Source organism: uncultured Maribacter sp., from assembly GCF_963974015.1.
GTDB lineage: Bacteria > Bacteroidota > Bacteroidia > Flavobacteriales > Flavobacteriaceae > Maribacter.
On sequence record NZ_CAXBBZ010000019.1, the window covers coordinates 27,536 to 52,860 of the forward strand.

The 25,325-nt window shown below is 31.9% G+C and carries 21 protein-coding genes; 11 read left to right on the forward strand and 10 right to left on the reverse strand.

From position 1 onward, the window contains the following. Window positions 1–29: 29 nt before the first annotated feature. From AACZ41_RS16270 to AACZ41_RS16295, 6 genes are all read left to right on the forward strand, one after another. Window positions 30–1,364: a site-specific integrase gene (locus tag AACZ41_RS16270; RefSeq protein ID WP_339629660.1), complete on the forward strand. Its 1,335-nt coding sequence runs from the start codon at window positions 30–32 to the stop codon at window positions 1,362–1,364. Then, entirely contained in the window at window positions 1,365–2,306 is a 942-nt protein-coding gene (locus tag AACZ41_RS16275; RefSeq protein WP_339629661.1) for a hypothetical protein, read from the forward strand. 122 nt (window positions 2,307–2,428) lie between these two features. Continuing rightward, entirely contained in the window at window positions 2,429–2,959 is a 531-nt protein-coding gene (locus AACZ41_RS16280; RefSeq protein ID WP_339629662.1) for a hypothetical protein, read from the forward strand. Beyond that, window positions 2,956–4,005 (forward strand): AAA family ATPase, encoded by a 1,050-nt coding sequence (locus AACZ41_RS16285; RefSeq protein WP_339629663.1) that lies wholly within the window; start codon window positions 2,956–2,958, stop codon window positions 4,003–4,005. Before AACZ41_RS16280 ends, AACZ41_RS16285 begins: the two co-directional genes overlap by 4 nt. A gap of 3 nt (window positions 4,006–4,008) precedes the next feature. Then, window positions 4,009–4,191 carry a hypothetical protein gene (locus AACZ41_RS16290; protein ID WP_339629664.1) on the forward strand — a complete coding sequence of 61 codons (183 nt, stop codon included), beginning with the start codon at window positions 4,009–4,011 and terminating at the stop codon, window positions 4,189–4,191. Between the two features lie 58 nt (window positions 4,192–4,249). Continuing rightward, complete coding sequence (locus AACZ41_RS16295) at window positions 4,250–5,122, forward strand: DUF6371 domain-containing protein (protein WP_339629665.1); 873 nt, start codon at window positions 4,250–4,252, stop codon at window positions 5,120–5,122. A gap of 3 nt (window positions 5,123–5,125) precedes the next feature. Here AACZ41_RS16295 and AACZ41_RS16300 read toward each other — a convergent pair whose 3' ends face one another. The 9 genes from AACZ41_RS16300 to AACZ41_RS16340 form a co-directional block, all read right to left on the reverse strand. Then, on the reverse strand, window positions 5,126–5,422 hold the full coding sequence (locus AACZ41_RS16300; protein WP_339629666.1) for a hypothetical protein: 297 nt from the start codon (window positions 5,420–5,422) through the stop codon (window positions 5,126–5,128). A gap of 204 nt (window positions 5,423–5,626) precedes the next feature. Next, complete coding sequence (locus AACZ41_RS16305; RefSeq protein WP_339629667.1) at window positions 5,627–6,475, reverse strand: hypothetical protein; 849 nt, start codon at window positions 6,473–6,475, stop codon at window positions 5,627–5,629. Then, on the reverse strand, window positions 6,462–8,423 hold the full coding sequence (locus AACZ41_RS16310) for an AAA family ATPase (RefSeq protein ID WP_339629668.1): 1,962 nt from the start codon (window positions 8,421–8,423) through the stop codon (window positions 6,462–6,464). Before AACZ41_RS16310 ends, AACZ41_RS16305 begins: the two co-directional genes overlap by 14 nt. Continuing rightward, the gene (locus AACZ41_RS16315; RefSeq protein WP_339629669.1) at window positions 8,416–11,427 is read right to left on the reverse strand and encodes a DEAD/DEAH box helicase family protein; all 3,012 of its coding nucleotides are present in this window, start codon (window positions 11,425–11,427) and stop codon (window positions 8,416–8,418) included. The genes AACZ41_RS16310 and AACZ41_RS16315 overlap by 8 nt, the downstream gene beginning before the upstream one ends. A 484-nt stretch (window positions 11,428–11,911) precedes the next feature. Beyond that, window positions 11,912–13,462, reverse strand: a complete 1,551-nt coding sequence (locus AACZ41_RS16320; protein ID WP_339629670.1) for an RNA-binding domain-containing protein — start codon at window positions 13,460–13,462, stop codon at window positions 11,912–11,914. Beyond that, a complete protein-coding gene (locus AACZ41_RS16325; RefSeq protein WP_339629671.1) occupies window positions 13,459–14,604 on the reverse strand; it encodes a DUF1643 domain-containing protein in 1,146 nt (381 codons plus the stop codon). The genes AACZ41_RS16320 and AACZ41_RS16325 overlap by 4 nt, the downstream gene beginning before the upstream one ends. Beyond that, window positions 14,604–14,858: a hypothetical protein gene (locus tag AACZ41_RS16330; protein ID WP_339629672.1), complete on the reverse strand. Its 255-nt coding sequence runs from the start codon at window positions 14,856–14,858 to the stop codon at window positions 14,604–14,606. Before AACZ41_RS16330 ends, AACZ41_RS16325 begins: the two co-directional genes overlap by 1 nt. Before the next feature lie 11 nt (window positions 14,859–14,869). Further along, on the reverse strand, window positions 14,870–16,183 hold the full coding sequence (locus AACZ41_RS16335) for a restriction endonuclease subunit S (protein ID WP_339629673.1): 1,314 nt from the start codon (window positions 16,181–16,183) through the stop codon (window positions 14,870–14,872). Between the two features lies 1 nt (window position 16,184). Beyond that, the gene (locus AACZ41_RS16340; protein ID WP_339629674.1) at window positions 16,185–17,933 is read right to left on the reverse strand and encodes a class I SAM-dependent DNA methyltransferase; all 1,749 of its coding nucleotides are present in this window, start codon (window positions 17,931–17,933) and stop codon (window positions 16,185–16,187) included. Between the two features lie 428 nt (window positions 17,934–18,361). Between AACZ41_RS16340 and AACZ41_RS16345 the strand changes: the two genes are divergently transcribed. Further along, complete coding sequence (locus AACZ41_RS16345) at window positions 18,362–19,483, forward strand: hypothetical protein (protein ID WP_339629675.1); 1,122 nt, start codon at window positions 18,362–18,364, stop codon at window positions 19,481–19,483. Window positions 19,484–20,014: 531 nt separating this feature from the next. Here the strand turns inward: AACZ41_RS16345 and AACZ41_RS16350 are convergent. Then, window positions 20,015–20,395: a hypothetical protein gene (locus AACZ41_RS16350; protein ID WP_339629676.1), complete on the reverse strand. Its 381-nt coding sequence runs from the start codon at window positions 20,393–20,395 to the stop codon at window positions 20,015–20,017. 89 nt (window positions 20,396–20,484) lie between these two features. Here AACZ41_RS16350 and xerA point away from each other — a divergent pair, with 89 nt between their 5' ends. The 4 genes from xerA to AACZ41_RS16370 all read left to right on the forward strand — a co-directional run bounded on the left by xerA (window position 20,485) and on the right by AACZ41_RS16370 (window position 25,168). After that, on the forward strand, window positions 20,485–21,615 hold the full coding sequence (gene xerA, locus AACZ41_RS16355) for a site-specific tyrosine recombinase/integron integrase (protein WP_339629677.1): 1,131 nt from the start codon (window positions 20,485–20,487) through the stop codon (window positions 21,613–21,615). A gap of 124 nt (window positions 21,616–21,739) precedes the next feature. Then, entirely contained in the window at window positions 21,740–22,654 is a 915-nt protein-coding gene (locus tag AACZ41_RS16360; protein WP_339629678.1) for a hypothetical protein, read from the forward strand. Window positions 22,655–22,800: 146 nt separating this feature from the next. Continuing rightward, the gene (locus AACZ41_RS16365; RefSeq protein WP_339629679.1) at window positions 22,801–24,570 is read left to right on the forward strand and encodes a DUF4209 domain-containing protein; all 1,770 of its coding nucleotides are present in this window, start codon (window positions 22,801–22,803) and stop codon (window positions 24,568–24,570) included. 160 nt (window positions 24,571–24,730) lie between these two features. Further along, window positions 24,731–25,168: a hypothetical protein gene (locus AACZ41_RS16370; RefSeq protein ID WP_339629680.1), complete on the forward strand. Its 438-nt coding sequence runs from the start codon at window positions 24,731–24,733 to the stop codon at window positions 25,166–25,168. Window positions 25,169–25,325 lie beyond the last annotated feature (157 nt).

Below are 25,325 nucleotides of genomic sequence, written 5' to 3' on the forward strand. Positions count from 1 at the left end.
CGGTTTGTGTTCGCACAAACCGTTTTTTTATGTCTTCAATTTCCGTACTTTTATTAAACGTACACGAAAACGTACACGTTTTACGCATGAAACTGAACTATTCAGAACCTAAAATCTACACCGGTGGAGTCGATATAACCCAATGGTCAAAATTGACAAAGAAGGAGCAAAAGAGCGCACTTCAGAAAAATTGGTACGTGTATTATCGATACCGAAATCCCAAAACAGGAAAACTTGTCAAACAGACAAATCTAAAGTCAGGTGCCAATAGACACAAAGACAAGGCAAGTAGATACCATATTCTCAAACAAATTAAGTTAGCAATTGAAATTGTATTACAAGAAGGGTTCAATCCGTATGGGGATAATGGGGGCTTAAAGGAATATCTTCAAAATCGAGGTAAAGAAATCACACCCACAATCCATAAACCTGTAATACAAAATGTAACACAGTCCCCAGAACCATCTATAAGTATTAAAGATGCTTTTAACACAGGACTTAAAGTCAAACAAAAGGTACTAGGCGATGATTCATTTAAGAAATTCAGAAACAAAATAGTACGCTTTGAAAAGTGGTTAGGAAGTAATAGTATCACAAATAAGAATGATATTGAATCCATAACTAAAAAAGTTGTAATACAATATCTCAACCATGTATTACAAAAGACAAGCGCTAGAACAAGAAATAATACACGAGCGGACTTAGCCGCTTTTTTTAAGACACTTGAACAAAATGAAATTATAAAGCATAATTTCATACAAGAAATAGATAAGTTACATTCTATCCCTACTAGAAACAAAACATATCCTACAGAACTTTTTAATAAGATTGATGGCTACCTAATAAAGGAGGACAAAGTATTGCGCTTATATATACAATTTATTTATTACGGGTTATTAAGACCTATTGAAATATGTAGACTAACAATAGGTGACTTTGACTTAATTGGTAATACTTTGTGTATAAAGGCTAAAAATCAACCAGTCAAGACAAAGATTATACCTGAAATTTTAATAAATGAATTGCCAGACCTTTCCATATACGACAAAAGTGATGTCCTATTCAATATGAATGGTATCGGAGGATTATGGGATACTGAGGAAACCAATAGAAGAGATTACTACACCAAGAAATTTAAGAAGGTTAAAAACCATTTTGAATTACACAATGACTATACCTTATATAGTTATAGACATACAGCAATTGGTAAACTATATAGAGAATTAGAAAAAACCCTAACCCCGCATGAAGTTAAAAGTCACTTAATGCACATCACAGGACATGGTTCGATGCAAGCTTTGGAACTATATTTAAGAGGTATAGATGCAAGTCTCCCAAAAGACTATTCAAAACATTTAAAATAAATGGACAACAAATATTTCGGAACTATAACCCAACCAAATTTTCTTGAATGGGATATCGACACTCAAAATAAATATCTAACAGATATTGGACTTTTCACCGTAATGCTAGCAGGTGATAACATACCCATTCCGAAGTCAACAGTTCCTGGTAAATTTAATTTTTTAGCACAGTATGACTACAACAACAAAAGTTACCTCTGTAATACCCAACTTCAAAAAAACATTTATAATTTCCTTTTAGACAGATACTTTACTTACTTAAAAGCTATTCCAGTAAACTTTTTTATAAAATTCGAAGATTCAATATTTGGCTTGGAAAATAACGAAATTAAAAAAGCTGGGCTAAACGAATTTAATGCAATATACAATACATTAAAAATCAAGTCATTTTCAAAAAAAGGAAGGATTGAACTTTTACACTTAGAAAGAGAACATATTTCATCCAATATCTCAAAAGAACGTGAAATAGTCATCGCATTTCTTACTGGTGATGAAGTTTTTTTTGATGTTGAATTATACCTTTCAAACTTATACCTACAAACAATTATTTCATTTGAAGGAAAACTTGAAATACTACTTGAACTGAACAGGAAATACAACTTTCAGACTGATATTTATTTTGACGAAAATGTGGTCTTATTTGAGAAGTATCAAAATATTATAAGCTTATCCATAACATTCGAAGTATTTAAATTCATTAATAAATGTCTGGACATTACCAAAATTCCTTCACAATCCTATGTTGTAAGTTTGTACTTTTTTCTATTTGATAATCAACTAATCAATGAAAACCGTACAATATTTCAAGATTTCATAAATTCTCAATTCGACCTCAAAATCAAAAGAATAAAAAACGACTTTCCTGAGAACAAAAAACACCTCCAAAGAATGGAAAAGTTTAAGGTTTTATGGGCCGATTTTGCACTTACAGACGGTGAATAATTTGTATGACCCTAAAACTTCTTCTAGGACCATAAAAAACCATTGAATGACCATTTTCATGTCCTTTTTTTTTAGTTGAATAAGTATTTGCTTGCAATTATGTTAAACATAATACGAGTAAAATGCAAAAAACAATTAATTTAAGAGTTGATGAGGAACTTAAATCAACACTACAGGAACTAGCAGAAATACATGGATATTCCCTATCCGATTATACTAGAGAAATACTTTTAAATCACGTAGAAGATTTTAATAGTGAAAAATTCACTGATTCAATAGATCAAGAGGAAATTGATGAAGAGGAGGAATATTATGATTCTGATTTGTCTATTGAAATACCATACGAAAAAACATATGCTTTTACATGTCTTCTTACATGGTTGTTCTGTCGACGCATGCATCCACACGACAATAATTCAAAATCTATACTAACATCATTAAAGTTAAAAGTTGAGAGAGTACTTGCAGAAAGTTCATTTTCAAATGAATTAAAACTTGAGTTCTTAAAAGTTCTTGGCGATTTGAATAGGTATTTACTTGAACCTGACTCTGAGGATAAACAATTCCAATTCTCCGTATTAGGAAATCATCTTTCCTTTAACTACTACCTATTAATGAATGAGATATGGTCTCTAGAAATTCCGATACTATGAAATCTAAAGACAGCATTGCAACTACAAGGAGTATTATTGAGTCAGACATTCAAAATTTAGAAGCTGATTTAAATAATGACGCTACAACTAAAGAATGCCTAATTATAAAGCCCGTTAATGTATGGATGGATGAAGCCAAAAACCGCCCTATACCAAATATGCTTTTTAGTGAATTATGGTATGAAAATGAAGTTTGTATTCTATATGCTGACACTAATGTTGGCAAATCAATTTTAGCGGTTCAAATTGCCCAAAGCATTAGTTCTGGTATTCCAATTAAAGATTTCAAATTAGAAGCGCAACCCCAAAAAGTGTTGTATTTAGACTTCGAACTTTCTGATAAACAGTTTGAAAAAAGGTACTCCATTGACTATAATGATCACTTTATATTTCACCCCAATTTTCTTAGGGCTGAAATTAATCCAATGTTGGATATTCCTAAACCATACAAAGGTCCTGAGGATTACCTAATTGCGGTATTAAAAGGAATTATTAAGAAACATAAGGCAAAGGTTGTAATCATTGACAACCTTACTTTTTTGCAAAATGATAACGAAAAGGCTAAAAATGCTTTGGAACTCATGAAGCAACTAAAAATAATCACAAAGGAACAAAATGTTTCAGTGATGGTTTTGGCACATACCCCTAAACGCGATGAATCTAAACCTATTAGTATTAATGACTTAGCTGGAAGCAAAATGTTAAGTAATTTTTGCGATAGTGCATTTGCTATTGGCAAGAGTACTGAAGACCCAAAGCACAGGTATTTAAAACAAATTAAACAACGAAATACCGAGCATTTGTACCATACCAGTAACGTAATGATATGCTCATTAGAGAAAGAATCTAACTTCCTTGGATTTCGGTTTCAATTTTTTGATTCAGAATTAAACCATCTAAGACAACAAACTTATACCAATTTAGATGAGAGAGATGCTAAAATGAAAAAACTATTAGCTTCAGGTTTGTCAAATGTAGCTACCGGAAAAGAATTAGGCATGCACGAATCCACTGTTAGGAAAAGACGTGAAAAACTTGAAATCTAAAAGATGAAAGCCCCTGACGTATATACTATAGCTAAAGCTCTTCCTCCCGAGGAATTTGCACTACTGTACGATATGCTCAAATCAGATTTAAAGGAAACCAATAAAATAAAAAAAAGTCGTAAAAAACTACCTGAATATAGTGTTGAAGATGCACTACAAGACCTTTTAAAACATCACATAAAATAACTAGTTCGTACCCTCGTACTTATTTAAAAGGGTACGACGGTACGAATTACGAAAACCCATGAGCACATATAGATTCACATTAGACAAATCAAGCAAAAAATTTCGTTGCCCTAATTGCACAAAAAAAACATTTGTGTATTACATAGATTATACAACAGGTAATTATTTGGAGCCAATATACGGACGTTGTGACAGAGAAAGCAAATGTGGTTATCTTAATACCCCATCCGGCAATAGTGCAATTATAGCACCATTTCAAAATATTAAACCATTAAAAACTACCTACTTAAATGAAAATGTAATTGACAGGTATTGTAATGATTACGATAATAATTACTTCATCACTTTTTTATTAAAACATTTTCACGAACAAGATGTAATACAAGCTATAGAAATGTATTTCATAGGTACTACTGGCATATGGAATGGTGCCACAATTTTCTGGCAAATCGATGAATTTCATAGAATACATACTGGAAAGGTGATGCTATATAGCTGTAGCACAGGCAGTAGAGTTAAAAAACCCTTTTCTCATATCAATTGGATGCACAAGGTATTACAAATTGAACCATTTGTATTACAACAATGTCTTTTTGGTTTACACCTTATAAAGGATGATGTTCAAAAGAAAACAATATGCCTTCTGGAATCTGAAAAAACTGCAATTATAATGAGTATGATACTACCAGATTATCATTGGATGGCAACTGGGTCAAAGTCCAATTTAAAGCAGGAATTACTATTACCCATAAAAGATTTTAAAATAATATTATACCCTGACAAAACTGAATTCTTAGTTTGGAATAACAAAATGAAATTATTAATTGAATCAGGTTTTAAAATGAAATGTAGCAACCTTTTAGAAAAAATAGATATTAAGCTAGGTGGGGATTTGGTGGATTTGATTCTAAAGGACTCTACAGTAAATTAGAGATTAATCAATATTTCTCTCGCCTATTACTTCCATATCAATTATGTATATCGTATCAATTTCATCTCTAAAGGTCACAGTATATTGAGCTATGATATTGTTCGTATTATTACATACCACATCTTCATTTTTTAAATATCCAAAGAGAAAATCATCACCATGAACTTTTTCACAAAGTTGTTTTAATAAATGTGTCCAAAGTACTTCTTCATAATCATCTGCTAGAACTTCTAGCGAGCGTTTACCATTAGGCTTACCTTTTTTATGATATTCTACGTTGTAGATAAAATTTCCATCCATTTCTTTAAAATTAGTTTCGTGCAAGTTTAGGATAGTTTCTTAACTTAAGAAAACACTATATCTTATCGTGTTGCGTTCGGCATATTCAACAACCTAAATCATCTTTTTTGCTTTGGAATAACACTTTCATTTTCAGAGTCATAGCTAGTTTGTATTTCAAAAAAAAAATCTGATAAAATTCTTTTAATTCACCTACTATATTATTCACGAAAATAGTGTGTCCATGTACGGCTGACAATTAGTTAATTCAATTGATAAGAGGCTTTTCCAATGATTAAACCCTAGCGAACTTCTATTTAAATTATTGTGTTCGATTATAACATCAATAATGTCCTGTCTAGGAAGCCTGCCTTTATTCACCAATATTTGATGTTCAATGTTTGTTATAACTTCATTAGTATTCATTTCAAATCTCCGTAAAAGACCCAATCTAGTATAATGAGTTTCAATAACGGAATAAAGCAATGGGTCTATTCCATTTGGATTGCCAATTGTAAATTTACACCCCGGTAATCCATCAACAAAACTAACTGACACAAATAGATATTGAAGATTAGGAAGCGTATCAGTATACAAATTGAGAAACAATAATTGTCCTCCATCTTGCCAAAACTTATTTTTCTTTCCATTGCATTCTGTACAAGAAGGAAATAAATTTTTTGGATGTACGGAAAATTCACTTAGCTCCTCTTTAGGTAGTACATGGTCTAAACTATTTACAGCATTTATTGTACAGTTCTGGCAAGTATTAATAATTCTATCGTTTGATGAAGTTGTGACTTCAACCTTTAATTTTTGCATTAAGGGCGTATCATATCTATAGAGCCTTAATAAATCTTTTTTTACGGGGTCAACATAACCTTGTGATGTTGTAGCCCCTAGACTTCCACTAATAAATCTATAATTATAATCAGCAAAATGACGTCTAATATTTGGTTTGTATGTATTTACTCTTGATTTATAATTAACATCTTTGGCAGAGTTTTTTTTAGATGCTAATACCCTGTCGAAAAAGTCATCGGGGTCTTCGCTGGAAACATTAAGATTGTTCATTCAATAGACTTTTGAGATAAATGCTTGCATTAATACTTAACGGGATTTGACCATACTCTAGACGCTCCTTTATTTGTTCATATGTCAATCTTGACTCAACCATTTCTTTCAATATAATTTGATATTGTTTGGGTATCTCTCTATTTCCGAATACTTCTTCGCTCAAAATGGATAGATTTTCACCAAAAGACTCAATGCCAATCCTACGTATCGAAGAATAATTTCCCTCCCTTTCAACAACATAAACATTTTTCGAAATAATTTCTTGAATAATCAATGGTGAATGAGTTGCGATTATACAATAAGATTTAAAAAGATGAACTAAATGATAAACTGTATTTACTAATTGAGAAATGGCATTGGGATGCAAGTGTGTTTCTGGTTCGTCATAAAGAATTAAGGAATCGAAACGTATTTTTGCAATCAACTCTGTTATTATAAATAGAATAATACTTTGACCAGAACTCAGATGTTTCACCACCCCTCTAAACGCTTCCACATCAAAGGTGAATACCTTCTTTTTAGTAGTCCCAGAATGTTCTATTTCGAAGTCTACAAATTGAGATAATGACTCGTTGTCAATAAAATTTTTTAACGTATCAATCCATTGACCTGTTCTACCTAATCTTTTTATATCTAATCGAGTTTCATGAAACCTTAAAAGAAGTTCTTCTTCAGTTAAAAGTTCATTATTTTCATTCCTAAGCCCACAATAATTATAATTAAATGTTGCATTATTCCTGGGTAGTTCAAAGCTATCAAATGAACTGTAAGAAACTGCAATTACCTTACTAAATAGGGGTGCTTTTGGCTTAAAAATCGCATCATTTTTTTTAGAAATATCTAATGGAAGAGATGTGATTAATTGTGTTTTTCCCGTACCATTCTTACCTATTATCCCATATATTCTATCATAGGCAAATTCACTATCTTTAAAATTAAATTCTACGTTTAAATTATTTTCTGCGAACTTAGGATTGAATTTAAACGAGAAGGAATATAGATTCTCTAAATCATAATCATATAGTAAATATTTCGCTTCTCTTAGTAATCGCTCTGCCGTATTTTCTCTAATTAAAGAATTTTTAAAATTGGAATTTTGTTCAAAACGCTCTGCATTCTCCAAGAAAAAAGCCGAATCTCTTAACGCCCACAAAATATTTTCAAATTCTTTAGGAAATAACTCCTTTAAAGTTTTGTAATAATGACTACTCTGACCAAGTGAGCAGAAATCAGTAGTTAAATCTGTAAATTCAGCAGGAACAACCTCAGAAGCATCAGTCGCACTTTCATGAATAATTTTAACCTCCCCAACATGATAAACTTGAGCATTGTCTTTATGAAAGAACAAATGAAATGTGGATTTTATTTTATAATCATTCCATCCGTAATTAAAAGCTAAAGCAAAATAAGGAAACTTATCTATTCTCCTATGAGAGTTTACAAGGTTTGAATGCCCGTTGGGTCTAAAATCAACTATAAAAGGAATTACATTTTTTTTTATTCCAAATGTACTTACACTATCCTCTTTAAATTGTCCTATTTCATATATCGGCAATTCATTCGATTCAAATGCCTTACGGATAAAACCTAAATTACCCCTCTTTAAATAAGGTTGTAAAAGATAATAGTAAGCCATTATACTTTTTTCGTCCCCTCTTGTATCAGGGTGAATAATTCTATTTAAGAATTTTATAAAAATATCATTGCTTTCAAGTAGATTTAATCTTTCAATAAACAAGTACTCAAAATCCCAGTCTTGATTATTAATTACATGCTGAAAGACATCGCCATATGCATCTTTATATCTTCCATCTGTATCCGGCATTGCTCTTAAATCCCAAATGGATAACAGAAACTCCATAATATCCCCATCTTCACGATAATAGAATGGTGATTGCTGAGTTAATAGTTCTCTTAGTATTTCGAGTTTTAAACCTTTATTCATTCAATCGTTTATAAACCTTCTTAAGCATGTAATTCTTCACTAAAGCACCAAAATCCTTATCATCCATCATCTTAGTAAAGATGTCTTGATTCTGCTCCATACGTCCAATTAGTTTATCCATAAAAGCATCTTCGAAACCAAATTTAAAGTTGTCAAGAGTATTACTTTGGGCTTGCTCTGATAGCTTACCATCTGCAACTAGTTCTTCTTCTATCTGGTCAAAGAAAAGTTTATCAGCCTCTGCAAACTCAGTTCCAAACCTTTTGTTTAAAACATTAACAATTTCCGACAAAGCTTCTTTTTCTTCTTTAGCAGCTCTAATCCCAGATTCAGATATACCATCTAAACCATATTCCCCTTGACTTTCTAGTACTAAATTTTGTTCTGCAATTTGTTGTAGTCTATAGTACTCTAATGAAACTTCATCACCTAACTTAAATCTGTCTTGCTGACTTTTTCTTGGTAGTTTTTTTAATAAAAATCTACTATAGGTAAAGAGCTTTTCTAGGTCAACATCTGCAAAAGGCATTATTTGAGTTAAAAAAGAGTAGGTTCTTGTAAAAGTCTGTAAAGCATGCTTAAAATTATCTTGTGTTACTTCTGTTCCTATTACATCATCTTTAGAGTCTTCCTCTGGTAGTTGTTTAAACCGTTCAACAGCAGGGTCTACAAATGCATTTAACTTAGCTTGCTGTTTTACATTCAGCACACTCATGGACTTGAAATACACATTACAAAAATTATCCACCTCTGACTCCCAAATTATTTGAGCTTTTTCTATCTCTCCTTTTAAATCGTATAAATGGTTTGGGTTTGTATTGGTTTCTATAGTGGTTAGCTCATAATAGGGCTGAAAAGAATTTACAATGTCCTCAACTTCGTTTGTAAAATCTAAAATAAAAGTATCTTCTTTACCTGCATGCATTCTATTTAACCTAGATAAGGTTTGCACACACTTAACCCCAGATAATTTTTTATCTACATACATTGTATGCAATAGTGGCTGGTCAAAACCTGTCTGGTATTTATCTGCAACTAAAAGTAGCTGATACTCATTACTAGAAAACTTTTTGGGTAACTCTTTTTCTTTAAAACCATTCAGTTCTACTTCTGTTACTCCTTCTGGGTAAGTATCATAAATTACTTTACCAGAAAATGCTACTACGGTTTTAATATCTGTATAACCTTTATCTTTTATGTATTTGTCAAACTCTTCTTTGTAACGTACCGCATGAAGCCTAGAACCTGTTACAACCATTGCTTTAGCTTTGCCACCAATCTTTTTGGATACTATTTGTTTAAAATGCTCAATTATCACCTCAGTTTTTTGAGCCAAATTATGTGGGTGCAATGACAAGAACCTTCCTATAGCTCTTGAAGCTTGTTTTTTATTTACTTTGGGGTCTTCTTCTATTTCCTTGGATAGTTTAAAATAGGTCTTATAGGTCGTGTAATTTTGAAGTACATCTAAAATAAAACCTTCTTCAATAGCTTGTTTCATACTATATAAATGAAAAGGCTTTGGAATATCATTTGTCCCTTTAGAACCAAATACTTCTACTGTCTTAGCTTTTGGGGTTGCTGTGAATGCAAAGAAACTTAAATTATGTTGCTTACCTCTCGCTTCCATTGACTTTCTAATCTCATCTTCTGCATCTTCATCTAAGCCTGAATCTAATTCTAAATCTTGTGCTTCTTCTAAGGTTTTAGCAGATAGCACTTCTTTCATTTTTTTTGATGCTTCTCCTCCTTGTGAAGAATGTGCCTCATCTATTATGACAGCATACTTTCTATTTGGCAACTCTCCTATCTTATCTAAAATAAAAGGAAATTTTTGAAGGGTAGTAATTACAATGTTTGACCCTGCCATTAAAGAGTCTGCTAACTGTTGAGAATTTTTATCTATTTTTTGAACAACTCCCTGTTTGTGTTCAAACTGGTAAATAGTATTTTGTAATTGACTATCTAAAACTTTCCTATCGGTGATAACAATTACGGAATCAAAAATCCTATTGTTTTCAGCATTATGAAGACTAGACAATCTGTAAGACAACCATGCAATGGAATTGGATTTACCAGAACCTGCTGAATGTTGAATTAAATAATTTGTACCTGCACCCTTCGCTTTTGCATCCGTAGTCAACTTACGAACTACATCTAATTGGTGGTAGCGGGGAAAAATTAATGTTTCTTTTTTCTTACTTACTCCATTAAGTTCAAAGTCTTCTATTTTTAAGTGTAGAAACTTTCCTATAATATCTAAAAAGCTGTCTTTTGCCCAAACATACTTCCAGAGATAATCTGTCCTATACCCTTCCTTATTGATTGGGTTACCTGCTCCGTTATTATAGCCTAAATTGAAAGGAAGGTATCTTGTTGACTTACCACTTAATTTAGTGGTCATAAAACACTCATCTGTATCAACTGCAAAGTGAACCAAGGCTCTTTTCTTAAAGGAAAAAATAGGCTCATTAGGTTCACGGTCAAACACATATTGCTTTTTTGCATTGGTAACATTCTGACCCGAAAATTGATTTTTTAACTCTATTGTTGAAACTGGTAAGCCGTTAAGACTTAAAACCATATCTAAAGAATTGTTGCCTTTTCGCTCATAATACAGTTGTCTTGTTACGCTTAAATGATTCTTACTATACAACAGCTCATCATCTTCATTGAGTGTTGTCTCAGGCTTAAAAAAGCCCATTTTAAACTTTACTCCATAATCGGTAAATCCGTTTCTAACAACATCAAGTGTGCCTCTTAAATCTAATTCCCTTATTAATCTTTGAATTACTTTATCTTCTACCTCTTCTTTATGAATGTTACTTAACTTATCCCATGCTTTAGGTTGAGAATCTTTAAGAAAGTCTGTAATATAAACAGGAAATAAACCTAACTGAGTATTAAAGTCTCTAGAATGTCCTTTAACATAACCACCATCTTCTAATAATGATACTTCTATAGCTTCTTCAAAAGTTAGTTCTGTATGTATTCCTTTAGCCATATTCTAATCTTCTTATTTATGTTACCCTTTTAAGTTGTCTATTCAGTTTCTCTCCTTCCTCTTCATTCAACTTCTAACTTAGTTACTACCTTAGTTACCTCCTTAGTTACTTTGTAAGTTTCTCTATTAACTTCTTACTTAGTTTCTACTTCTATATCTTGTTTAGTTTCTCTCTTAGATACTGTAGGTATTACCCTCTTATCAACTTTTTAAGTTTCTCTCTTTCCTCGTCATTCAACTTCTACCTTAGTTACCTCCTTAGTTACCTCCTTAGTTACTTTGTAAGTTTCTCTCTTAACTTCTAACTTAGTTTCTCCTTCTACATCTTGTTTAACTTCTCTCTTAGATGCTGTATGTATTATCTTCTTATCAACTTTATAAGTTTCTCTCCTTCTTCTTCATTCAACTTCTAACTTAGTTACTACCTTAGTTACTTTTTAAGTTTCTCTCTTATTTACATTTTTACTTATTCTCTTATTAACTCCTATTTTATCTCTCCTTCTTTAATAACATGAAGGACTCCTTTTCCTAAGTTAGAAGTATAGTATTTTTGCAATTGGCTAGTTGGTTTATCTGGTAACGTCATACTAATTAAATTCATATCCATTAACGGTTCTATATGAGTGGTAAAATTTTTAGTCTGATTTGACATCTTCAAACAATCTTCCAACAGTTCTTTTTTCTTAACAGGCTCTAAAGCATACTTCAATATTTCTATTTGAAGCTTATCTAATGATTTTGCTATTTGTACATACTTTTCGACATTTTTACTCATTACATCTATAAATGTATCATGAATAGGTAACTCAATTAAAAAATGAGTTCTTTCTGGCTCATTAGTATCAAACTTTGGCTCACTAGACCCATTATCTTTTAAAGCCTTTACAATAGTAGGTATACCTGTACCACGACCTTCTGTAAGTCTCAATTCCTTTAAAAACTCCCCTACTCTTCTATTTCTATAACGCCTAGCTCTAACAATACCCTTATCAAAATCAGCTTGTTTTAAAGCAGGGTCTGCACCATTAAAACTTATTATCTCAATAGCTTCTGGCAAAATTCTTACTTCTATAGGGTCTTGCAACTCATAATTTCTATGATATACTGCATTAGACAAAGCTTCTTCTATAGCATTAAACGGATAATTAAAAACCCTATCAGAAGCAGCCTTATTAGCATGTTTAATTACTTTCTCTTTTATAACATTTGTCTTTATATAGGAAAGCACATCTACTAGTTGTTTTTGAATTGCTCCTTCAAAAATTTTTTCATTAAACTCTTTTGCAGCAACTCCTTTAGGAAATTCCACAACATCTATTTGAACTCCCTTGAAGTACTTTTCTGGATGGTCTGAAAACATAAGTAAGCCCACATTTTTAGGAAATAAATGCTCCTTTGCGCCTTGCGATAAGTTCATTTTTTCCGCCAGTTCTTCAACAGTCATTGCATCACTTTCTTGGTACAACCTACTTTTAGTTTTTTGTAGGTGTTCCCTCATTAAAGAAAAACTCAAATCGTCAATACTGGCTTGTGTATTTACCCTATCATCAAAAGGGATTTTAGAGGTCAATTGAATTAACTCTGTTTCTTGTTCTTTATTCGGAACTATACTATTGGACTGAAAACGAATACGATAGTTATAGGTTTTATGTTTAGCGATAACATCGTCAGGAACTTCATAAGGTCTGTTGCTACCTGCCGGAATCCATAATACCAAAACATGTTTATCATCAATACTTTCAAGTGAAACTCTTGGAAAATATGAAGGTTTTATAGTATTACAATACCCCAAAAGTTCTTTTTCCACCTTTTCAAGTTGGGCAGGGTTAAACCCAAAAACAGGTCGTATAGGTTTGCCATCAACTTCTTCAACACCTATAATAATATAACCACTCCCCTCATTTTCAAAATCGTTGGCAAAAGCGCAAACAGAACGCATTATAGGTGTAGGATTCCAACCTTTTTTAAACTCCATACGAGTACCTTCGACGACACTCCCTGACAACAACTCTTCTATACCAACTAATATACTCATAGACTTTCAAGATAAGAGGTAATATTAAATTCTGAAAACTCTTTATCATAGGATACATACAATGGATGCCTTGGATGACCATATTTAGTAAGTTCGTCATAATGAAGCCACCTATAAGAGAAATTAAAATTTTTAGAAAGTTCAATTAAACAATCTTTTAAATATGCCCTGTGTTCTATTGTTGTTCCCCATGCTGCCCATATATCAGCAAAATCATAGTTGCTTAACACTTCCTTAATTGCTTTGTTATTTTCTTTAATAAGATATGCATCGCTTACTGTACCTAAATTTTCTGGATAGGTATCTCGTTGAGGATATACATTGAGCATTAACCAACCATCATATCCTTTTTGTTCTGCTATGTTGCTTACTTTCCTTAGTGTTGTATCTAATTTTTCAGGGGTTGCTGTGCTAGGGTTAATACCTACACAAATTAAATTCCGGTTTCCTACCTTACCCAAAGTATATCTAGCAGTATTATCTTCATTAGGCGCATAAACCCACTTTTGCTCATTAGACTGTATTTTTAAAAAATAAAAAGCTCCTTTATTAATCCATGCGAAATTGTAACTACCTTTCAAAATAATAGATACTTCTTTCCCTCCTATTGGAGTATTTAATTCAATTCCATTTGTAATACTATGTCCGTCAGAGATATCATAATCCCAACTTTTACCTGTCTTATTTCTAGGATAAACAAAATTTCGAGCATCAGTCATAGTTAATTGCACTCCCGATATTCGATTATCGCCAACATAAGACTCTAATAATTCTAAATCTTCATAAACCCCAAATTTAAAGAGGTCTTGCGCACCTCTTAACTTACCACTTGAAGAACTTATATTTCTATAACATTTCAATTCAATGGGTAGCTCAATTTTATCCGTTCCTTTTTCAATATGAATTATAATATCGCAAACTCTAGTTTTTTCACCAACTCGAATTCCCATTTCAAGCTCCAGTTCAACAGATTCATCTTCGTTATAAACAACCAAGTCTAAACTATTTTTGAGCAAGTAGGCAAACTGCAACTGCATTGAAGCTTCTTTATTAATAACAATAAGACCACAACCTACTTTTGCAGAGAAGCTATCCCAACATAAATCTATAATTCCCTTAACCCTATTAATTAATACCTTCATTAAATTCTCTCTATAAATTTTACCAGAAAATCAAACTCTTCTGTATTTGATGAATAGGTATTTTCAAAGTCTTCTACCTTTAAATATATTTCCTGAACATCTTTATCAATATTATTTCTTCTATCGACTTCTATTTCTTGACCGTTCCAGTTGGTTCTGTATCTTGTTTTACCCAAACACTCCCATTCTACGGCATTGTTTAATTTGGCTTGTTGGAGTTGAGTAAATAATTCGCTTATTTCTTCAAAATTCATTTTGTAATATTCTAATTATAAACTTCTCCCCTCACATCTACTTTACCTGTAACCACTTCGCTAATTAATGAAGTTTTATACTCTTTTAGAAGTTCTATTTCTTTCTTTGTTCTACTAATTACCTCGCTAATACGAATTGTTTCACGGTCTAAGTAATCAGCTATAAGAATTTGTTCCTCTAGCGAGGGAATAGCGATAAAAATTTGCTTTAGGTTATTAGTATTGAACCTAAAAACTTTTAATCCTTTTGCATACCTCCTCATTTCTAAACAAAACTGACCTGCATAATGATAAAGATATTTTTCAGATAAAATTTTTCGATTAGGTTTTAGTAAAATTTGCTCCCCTCCCAGTAAGCCAATATTTTCTTTATCGTAGTAACATGTGTGACCTAAGTCTTCAACCGTTTCTGATGTTGAAATCAAAATGGTATCACCTCTCGATACAATCTGACTTTGCTTATAAAACTCATTATTAACAAAGAATTTAAAACTTTCATCAACTATATCAACTTTATATGTTTTACCATATTGCAGAGCTACATATTCTCCACTTTCAAGCAATTCATCTTTTTTAAAGCCAGTATTGCCTCTAACAATTGTTGTAATCCAATCAATTCTATAATTCACCCAATGCTCTGGAATCTCACCCAACCACTCAATACCAGAATCTTTCATTATAACAGTAGAGTCAATACCTTTGGTTACTGCTTGGTTAATCATAGAAGTACGTTCTTCTTGTAATAAGTTGATTAAATGCTCTTTTTTAGCAATTAAGGTATCTAAATGTGCCGTTTTGTGGTTGAGGTAATTGGCTATTTTGGTTTGTTCTACTATTGATATTTTAGGAATTTTCAACTTTGAAAACTCGCTTCTAGACAAGTAACTTTGTATTGCTCCAGAAGCAATTGAATTTAAATATTGTGTCGAAGAAATTAAAAAATAGTATAGGTATTCTGACTCTAAGTTTTGATTTGGTGTAATACCAATAAAAGTTTGATTTGTAATTAGTGGCTCTCTAACAATAGCTGTTTTTCCCATTGTACAACTACAAGCTGTAAGTACTGTTCCTACGGGATATACTTTAAGATTCATTGATTTTACAGTCTCAATTGACACACCTTGATTACTCTTGGAAGTTGAAACATACTTGCTTTCAAAATCCTCAATTCGTAACCAGGGTATTTCTCCCTTTAAATCTTTTGGCTTGTCTCTTTGAGGAACTGTCAGCTCTGACAAATTACCAATACGTGTCATTCCCCATTCTGTTGGTATTTCTCCAATCCATTCTTCACCTGAATCTTTGTATGTTTCGTATTGTTTCATACTAATTCATCACCGTTTTAATTAAACTCTCGGTTTCTTCTTCTAAAGCCAAAATATCTGCTCTAATTTCAACAAGAGAACGTAGAGGTTTATACTCGTAGAAGTACTTAGTAAAATTAATTTCATAACCTACATTCGTTTTCTTTTCATCTATCCAAGCATCTGGCACATGAGGTAACACCTCACGTTTTAAATAGGTAGAAATATCTTCTTTTAAAGGTATGTTCTCAGAATCTCGTAAACTACTATCTGGTTTTGGGTTACCACTACGGTCTGTAACCAACTTACCATTTTCTTTTAATGGTCTTTCTACGGTTACTTTTGAATAACCGAAGTCTTCATTATCAAAAATCTTACAATGTTTACTCTCTTTAAAATTACCATAAAGCTCCGTAATTTCTTTGATGTGTTCTTTACTTAACTCATTGCGTTTGTCACCCAAAGACTTACTCATTTTCTTATAGAAGTCAATAGCGTTAATTAGTTGCACCTTACCCTTGCGCTCAGCAGGTTTATGATTACTGATTATCCAGATATAAGTGCTTATACCTGTATTGTAAAACAATTGATTAGGAAGGGCTATAACAGCCTCTAGGAGGTCGTTTTCAATTATCCATTGTCTTATAGTACTTTCATTCTTTTTACTACTAGGTGAACCTGAAAACAAGGGAGAGCCATTAAACACAATTGCCAAACGTGAGCCTCCTTGTTCTTTGGGTTTCATTTTAGACATCAGATTCATAAGAAATAAGAAAGAACCATCACTAACAGAAGGTAAACCTGCTCCATAACGCCCACCATGACCCAATTCTTCATGCTCTTCCTTTACCTCTTTCTGTACCTTACCCCACTTCACTCCAAACGGAGGGTTCGTAATTAGGTAATCAAATTTCTGGTTTACAAACTGGTCACCTTTTAGCTTGGTATCATCTTTACGTTTTAAACTATTGCCCTTTGCAACGTTAGAAGGGTTTTGCCCTTTAATTAGCATATCTGATTTACAGATAGCATAGGACTCTGGGTTTAGCTCTTGACCAAATACCTCTAAGCGCGCATCTGGGTTTAATTCTGCTAAATATTCCTCTGCTACAGACAGCATGCCCCCTGTACCCGCACAACAGTCAAAAATTGTCTTTACGATTCCTTTTTGGGTTAGAATTTCCCTGTCATTCATGAACAACAAATCGACCATTAACCGAATAACCTCCCTAGGTGTAAAATGTTCTCCTGCTGTTTCATTAGAGATTTCAGCAAACTTTCTTATAAGCTCCTCAAACATATAGCCCATTTCCATACTAGAAATACGCTGAGGGTGCAAATCAACTTCCTGAAAGCGTTTTAAGACCATAAAAAGTAGATTGGCATCATCTAGCTTTGTAATCTGATTATCGAACTCAAATTGCTCTATGATTTCTCTGGCATCTTCTGAAAATCCATTAATATAATTTCTAAGGTTAGAGGCTATATTATTTGGGTCTGCTATTAACTTGTCAAAGTTGAAAGGGCTTTTATTGTGAAAGTTATAACCTGCCTCTTTATTAAGTATGGGGTCAAGATTTTGTATGCTCATTGTCTTCACCTGATTATACTTTTTTATTACATCAGGTTTGGTGTTTTGCAATACACAATCTAAACGCCTTAGAACAGTTAACGGCAATACTACCTTGCCGTAATCACTTTGCTTATAATCACCTCTTAAAAGGTCTGCAATAGACCATATAAAGTTAGCTGACTCTTTTATGTTAGTCATAGAATACTCTAAATTAAAATTGTTAGGGGGAATAAAAATTGAAGATAACAAAGTTCTAAATTATAGCGACCCTATTCCCATTTAAAAGTTACATTTTCAATTTCCAACTCATCGACAAGTTCAGATAATAAAAAAATCCTGATCTGTAATTTTAAACTCAAATAGGTTCTTGTTCATTTTCATAAGACAGTTGAATAAACAACTTATAATTCCAACTTTATAAGTGTATAATTAGCATACACGGAATATTCTCACAAGTTATTCATTATTGCAAATCTTTGATTACGGAAAACCGTAAAGCAAGTTTCTATCGCATATTTAATTTTATCCAAAGTATATTTCTTATACCACATGATTTCAAAAATCAGTACTCCCCTTTAATTTATAAATGCCTAACTAATAAATTATAAATATGGTTAAAATAAAAAATGAACAATAAGAAATTTTCAAGATTAGAATTATACAAATTAGTATGGTCCGAACCAATCTCAAAAATTATTCAAGAATTTGCGATAACCCATAATGCTTTTAAAAAATTATGCAAAAAAAAAGATATCCCTTTACCTCTAAAAGGTCATTGGTCTAAGATAAAATTCGGAAAGATGGTGGCTCCAATTCCCCTATCAGATAATTCCATTGATAACAGTGATATAACATTACCTAAACGCATTTCAGGAGAACCAGTTTTAAGTAAATTAACTGAGTTAGATTTATTAATTAGGGATATAAAAAACGATAATATTTTACCTCAAATAATAACAACAAAACTTAACAAACCAGATAAATTAATTATATCAACTAGAGAGTATCTAAATAAAATTAAAAAAACTAAAAAATATACCAGAATTGAACCTCCAAAAGAAGGAGTATTATCTATAAATGTTTCTAATGCATTAGAAAGAAGAGCCTTAATTTTCACTGATGCACTAATCAAGCTCTTAAAAAGAAGAGGGCATTCTTTAGTGGTGCACGCTAATCAACAATATTCTAATCATAACGGAACTAAAATAATCGTTTTTGGAGAGATATATTATATAAGAATTAGAGAAAGTAACATTAGGATAATGGAACAACACCCTAAATACGATTGGAAAGAAGCTAAATACTTTCCTTCTGGCAAACTAACCCTAAAACTTGATAACTTAAATAGTAATACCTGGAGTGATTCAAAAACTAAATTGCTAGAAGATAAGCTACCGAACATTATAGCTTATTTTGAACTTAGAGCCAAGCGTGATATAAAAGATAGAAAGGAGCGAGAAATTTGGCACAAAGAATACAAGCGGAAGCAAAAAATAGAAGAAGAATTAAAACTACGAAGAGCTAAGGAATTAGAAACCTTCAAGTCCGTTATTAACCATTCTAGTCGCTGGCAAAAATCAATGGATTTACGCAACTATATAAAAGCTGTAGAACTTAATGCTGTAGAGAATAACAAAATGACTTTAGACCTAAAAAGATGGATAAATGAAAAGGCAGACTGGTATGATCCCTTAATAGAAAAAGAAGATGAATTATTTAAAAATATTAATCGTGATACACTTAACTAGTCAAGTACTAAATGGTATAACAAGTATTTTCTTTTTTACACCTTTAAATCTGATAAGCCGTAATAACGTATGAGTGGATTTTAAATTCAGATTGTTAATACCTAATTTCTACAACTAAATTAAAAATCATTAAATTTCCATATTCTAATGTATAATTAGCGTACACGCAAACGTACACGTTTTCATAACAACAAGTCAATAAAAACGGGGAAATAGGAGGTTTTTGGTGAGCTCATAACCCGAAGGTCGCTGGTTCGAGTCCAGTCCCCGCTACTAAGTTTAAAGTATTTAAAAACAACGGTTTAGTTTTCGCTAAACCGTTTTTTCATGCCTAATTTTAAGCAGTTAGTTACCAGTGAACACAAAAGTGCATACGATTTGTCCGTAAAGCGAAATTTCGGTACCTAAAATATATTCTACCCTTACGGGAAGATGGTTTCGCACCCCTTTACGGTATGGAGACCAAACAGGTAGCTTACCTACCTCCGTTCAAAACGGTATAGATTTTAGTAGTTTTTTACCTCAATTTTTTTATTTGCCCATATAGTCCTGCCAAGTGACCAGTACATATTTCTCCTTGCCGTTCTCCGTTTTCTTTAAAAATCCGTATTCATACACGAATAGGTACACCTCCCCTTTTTGGTTTTTCCAGTAGTGGGTAAAAAAGTTCGGGTCGAATCCCAATTTCAACAACACATTGCTTCTTATCGTTACCTTCCCCCCTTTGTTGTATTCCTTTAAAATCTTACGGTTTAATTTTAGTTGATTATCTACCTTATTATAAAAGCGCTCAGGATTTTGCTTTTCAATTTGGTATTGGTAGGCACTTTTACATTGAGGATCGCAAAATTTCTTATCCGTCCTACCTCTTAATTCTTTACTACAATGACGACATTCCTTATAAATTCTCATAATAAAAGATTTAACAGCATATTATACGTATCCTATTCGTATAAGGTACGATTAAATCAATTGTATCAAGTAAATTGCTAAAAAAAGCCATGGAAAAAGGTAGGAGCGTTACTTTAAAGCATCTTTTAATTAAAGAAAGACGCTACATTGGTTTGCAATTCAACACAGATAAAGTTATTCATGCGCTTGTTAAGCAGTTACCAGATGTTAAATGGAGCAATAGCTTTAACATGGCTTACATTTTGAACAACAAACAAAATCTTGATGAAATATTCAAAATATTTAATGGTGTTGTTTGGGTTGATTGTAACCAATTTTTTGATCGAAACATTGCCAAAGAACATAACGAGACAATCGATATTACATGGTTTAGAAAAAGGGAGCTTTCAGCAACATATCGTGTTTGTCCTTTAAGTTATTTAGATAAGTTAGAATTGAGGAAATATGCTAATAACACAGTAAAAACATATGTAAATTCTTTTGAAACATTCATAAATTACTACAGCACAAAAGATTTAATATCTATTAATGAAAGTGATGTTAGAGGTTATATCTTGAAATTAATTCAAGAAGACAAATCCAATGCCTATATCAATTCAGCTATCAATAGTATAAAATTTTATTATGAATCGGTTCTAGGTATGCCCAATAGGTTTTATGAAATAGAAAGACCTAGAAAAGAAAAGAAATTGCCCAAAGTTCTTTCCAAAGAAGATGTTCTCCGAATCATTTCCAACACCAACAACTTAAAACACAAATGTATTGTTAGTCTTCTATATTCCTCTGGAATACGAAGAAATGAATTGGTGAATTTAAAAATCAGCGATATAGATAGTAAAAGGATGTTGATACGGATTGAAGCTGCAAAAGGTAATAAAGACCGGTATACCTTGCTTTCACATTCATTGTTGAAAGATCTACGAGAATATTATAAACAATATAAGCCAGAAAAATATATTGTTGAAGGTTTATACGGCAAGCAATATTCAGGTCAAAGCATTGGGAAAGTTGTAATTAATGCTGCTACAAAAGCAGGTATTAAAATTCTTGTAACCCCACATATGTTAAGACATAGTTTTGCAACACATCTTTTAGAAGCAGGTGTAGATTTAAGACAAATTCAGGTTTTATTAGGTCATAGTTCGAGCAAGACAACTGAAATTTATACACATGTTGCCACAACAACTTTCAAAAAAATAAAAAACCCTCTTGACTCCTAGAAATTTATAAAAGATATATATAACATATGTTATATATATTCTATATTGGAGGTATATATAACATTAATGTTATATATACTATTGTTAGCGGTTATTTAAAGGACTGACAAATAAAAAGTTAAACTTGAGAAAAGGAATTAAAATATTAGGATTTGGAATAATTGCGTTAGTAGTTCTCTATTTGATTTGGATAAAGCTTCCTTTTACAATAAATCGTCATTCTGACATTGAGTTAGGAAATAAAATAATTGACCAGATTGAATCCTACAAAAAAACAAATGGACTTCCTGAATCAAATGATTGGGAAACATTGAAGAAATTCGGATTCATTGACCATCTTGATTTTTTAGAACCTGAATACCAAAAACTAAACGACAATGAATATCAATTGATATTTATTGAAGGATTTGAAGGTCCATATTTAATGTGGACTTCGAAAGACAAAAAATGGATAATTGACCAGCCCTTATTTCCAGATGCTTGGATTGATAAAAAAGATAATTCAAAAGTGATTAAATTAAACTGTGATTCAATTTATAGTAATCTACACATCCAAATTGAACTTAAATTGCTAAACTCTGATGCCGAGAATGAAAACAAATATGAGTTTAAATTCACAAAGAAGATAAATGGACAATTTGAAAACATTTATTCTGACTCAATTTATAGCACAGTTCCCAAAATTAATTTCATCGACTTTAACAACGACAACATTAAGGATATTTTAATACAAAATAGCTCTGACGTAAGAAGTAATTGGACTTATAATCTATATCTCGTTGACTTAAAAAACGAGAGTTTGACAAAAGTTAAAGGATTTAATGAAATAAAGAATCCGAGATTTTTGAATGAATATAATCTAATCGTCAATTATGTAAATTCAGGAAGAAACTGGACAAGTTTGTACAAAATTGAGAGAGATTCTGTCGTTGACATGGGTTTCCTTATCTATGACGACCAAACTGAAAATAGTTCATACCAAAAGGAATTGAGTGATGCGATTGAGAAAATAAAGAAAAATGAAAAAAACAACCGCTAACAATGTGTCATACGTAATGGCTGGAAAAGTAGTAAATATCAAGGTTTGTGGCTCGCATCAACTTCATATCGGTTTGATAGCGAAGCGCTCCGAAGTCCGCCACTACGCATACACTCACCGTTAGCTACAAGTTTAACAAAACTCATATGAATGAAATTCCAGATGAATTAAAAGAATTCTACAACTCAATTGAAAATCTTAATTCATTGAGCATTTGGAATATTCAAAGAGAACTTAAGCCAACAAAAAGAATAAAAGGTGATTGGAAAAAAAAGCTAATCGTTGAGAGGAAATCATTAAACTATAATTTAAATAAAGGAGAATTAATAACCAATGTTCAAGTTACTGATACGAAAGGTCAAATATCGAGCATTGGATTAGACAAAGATGACCTTGAATATTTAAAGGATAGATTAGAGGCAACTCAAAATGCTTGGCTAAAATCCAGATATTCACATTTATTATGGCAAGGAACAAAGCATAACAAATATGCAGAAATTGCAATTGACAATTATATCCAAACAATAAATAGAATTAAGGCAGATGAAGCTCGTGAATTACCTATAATTCTATCTGCAATATTATACATCTCAAAGAAATCAAAGAAGAAAATAGATATAGCTAAAGCGACTGCTATAAAATTAGTAAATGATTTACCGAATTGGTTTAAACCAAATATCCTAAACTCTATTTTAGATAATAATACACTCTCAAGCGAAGAATTAAATGATATAGCCTCTAAATTACCAAAATGGATTGAAGATGATAAATCAGTTTCATATTTCACTAATAAAAACAAACTCGAAACTGGAATTAGACTTTACAATTTAATTGGACTTCCTCTAAATGAACTTTATGAATTATTAGCAAAGAACGAAGACCTAATTTTAGAACAACATCAAGAAGACACTGATTTTGTTAAGTTTACTACCATTGGAACAAAAGCCAAATATTTAAGGCTTGCAGGTAAAACAGAAGAAGCTGAAGAAAATCTAAAAGAATATAATAGATTAAAGCAAACGGTAAAGCTTGGAAAAGTAAATTGGGAACTTGGTGAGAAGGAAACAGAAATGTTTAATGAATATCTAAATATGAAATCAAAAATCATTTTAGATATGCCAACTGACGGAATTCTTGCTTTCTTTTCAATAAATGAAGATATTCTTGTTGACCCTATTGAAAATGAAGAAAATGCCAAGAAATCTATAAAAAATTCTATTAGTAGTCTATTCAGTACGAGCGTTTTTGATATAAACAGTAATTTCAAAAATCTTGAAGATTCGGAGAAAATTGACAAAGAAATAATTCAAAGCTACACAATTGCTCACGGAGTTAAATGCTTTAGTCTTTTCTTAAAAGTATTCGTTGATGGAAATATAACAGGTAAATTAAATTATTATAAAATATTCGAGTTTTTAGAAGTCCAAACGTGGTACGGAATGAAATTCAAAAGAGGGATGACTGATAATGAGATTGACCAAAACTCATCTTGGTTGACAATGCTTGCACCTGGAATTCATAATTTATTTGCACAATTTGAACTTTCCGTTTTAATGAATACCAATAAAATCAATAATTTCATATTAGCTATGGATTCATTGACTGTCAAGTTTGAAGGTGCTTTGAGAGATTTTATTCGCTTATCTGGTGGAAATACATCCACTTCGAAAAGAGGAGAGATAAAAGAACAGCTTCTTGAAGAACTATTGGATAATCCAACAACCAAAAAACATTTTACAGAAAAAGACATTGAATTGTTCAAATACACTTTCACACAGAAAGGAAAAAATTTAAGGAATAATATTGCACATTCATTTTTACAATATTCGGACTATAGTTTACAATCAGTTACATTAGTTTTTTTCTGTATCTTAAGACTTGGGAAATACACATTTGAAGAAAAAACCAGTAGCTAACACCGTATAAAATTAATTGCTAATGCAAGCTTACTTTCGAAAAACCTCGCGGATTTTCTATTTGGTTTGTATTTGCTAAATTAGGTGCTTAAAAGACGCAACTAATCTTATACATCAACGTTGTGCACTATTAAAGCTTGCCAGTAAAATCGGTTGATTTATGAAACTTACAGAAAATCAATTTGAAGAAGCGGCTTACGTTATCGAAAAAGCAAACGGAGTTTCTCATTCGGAATATGAACGGAAAATAATTGCGGAATCGGAATTTAAAAACCGTAATACTTCTGAACTGGAAACGCTAATTGTTGATGGACTAAACGCTGGACTTTATAAAACCGAATCGGAAAGGATAAGTGCTTATTGGTGTCTGTACAAAATTGGCAATCCTAAACTTAAAGAGGACTTTGTAAACTGGTTGAGAATGGAATTAAAAAAAGGACATAAAAACACTCTTTTCCAACTTCTAATAGCATTGGACGGAATTGGGGAAAAGGCCTTCGCTAAGGAGAGAACCGGGCGAGCAGCTGACGAATTGGACTTAAATGTCCGTGACGCAATGGAATACTTAAAAAATAACAGCGCACAACACGGTGTATAATTAATTGCGGGCGGAATTTCCAATTGGAAATTCCTGCAATCAATTATCTTTAGAGCTAGGCGGACATTTTCCGTTGGAAAAGTCCGCAACTAATCATACACAAACCGTTGTAGCCAATTATAAATAACCTTTTAGATGCGGAATTTTACTTTCTTAA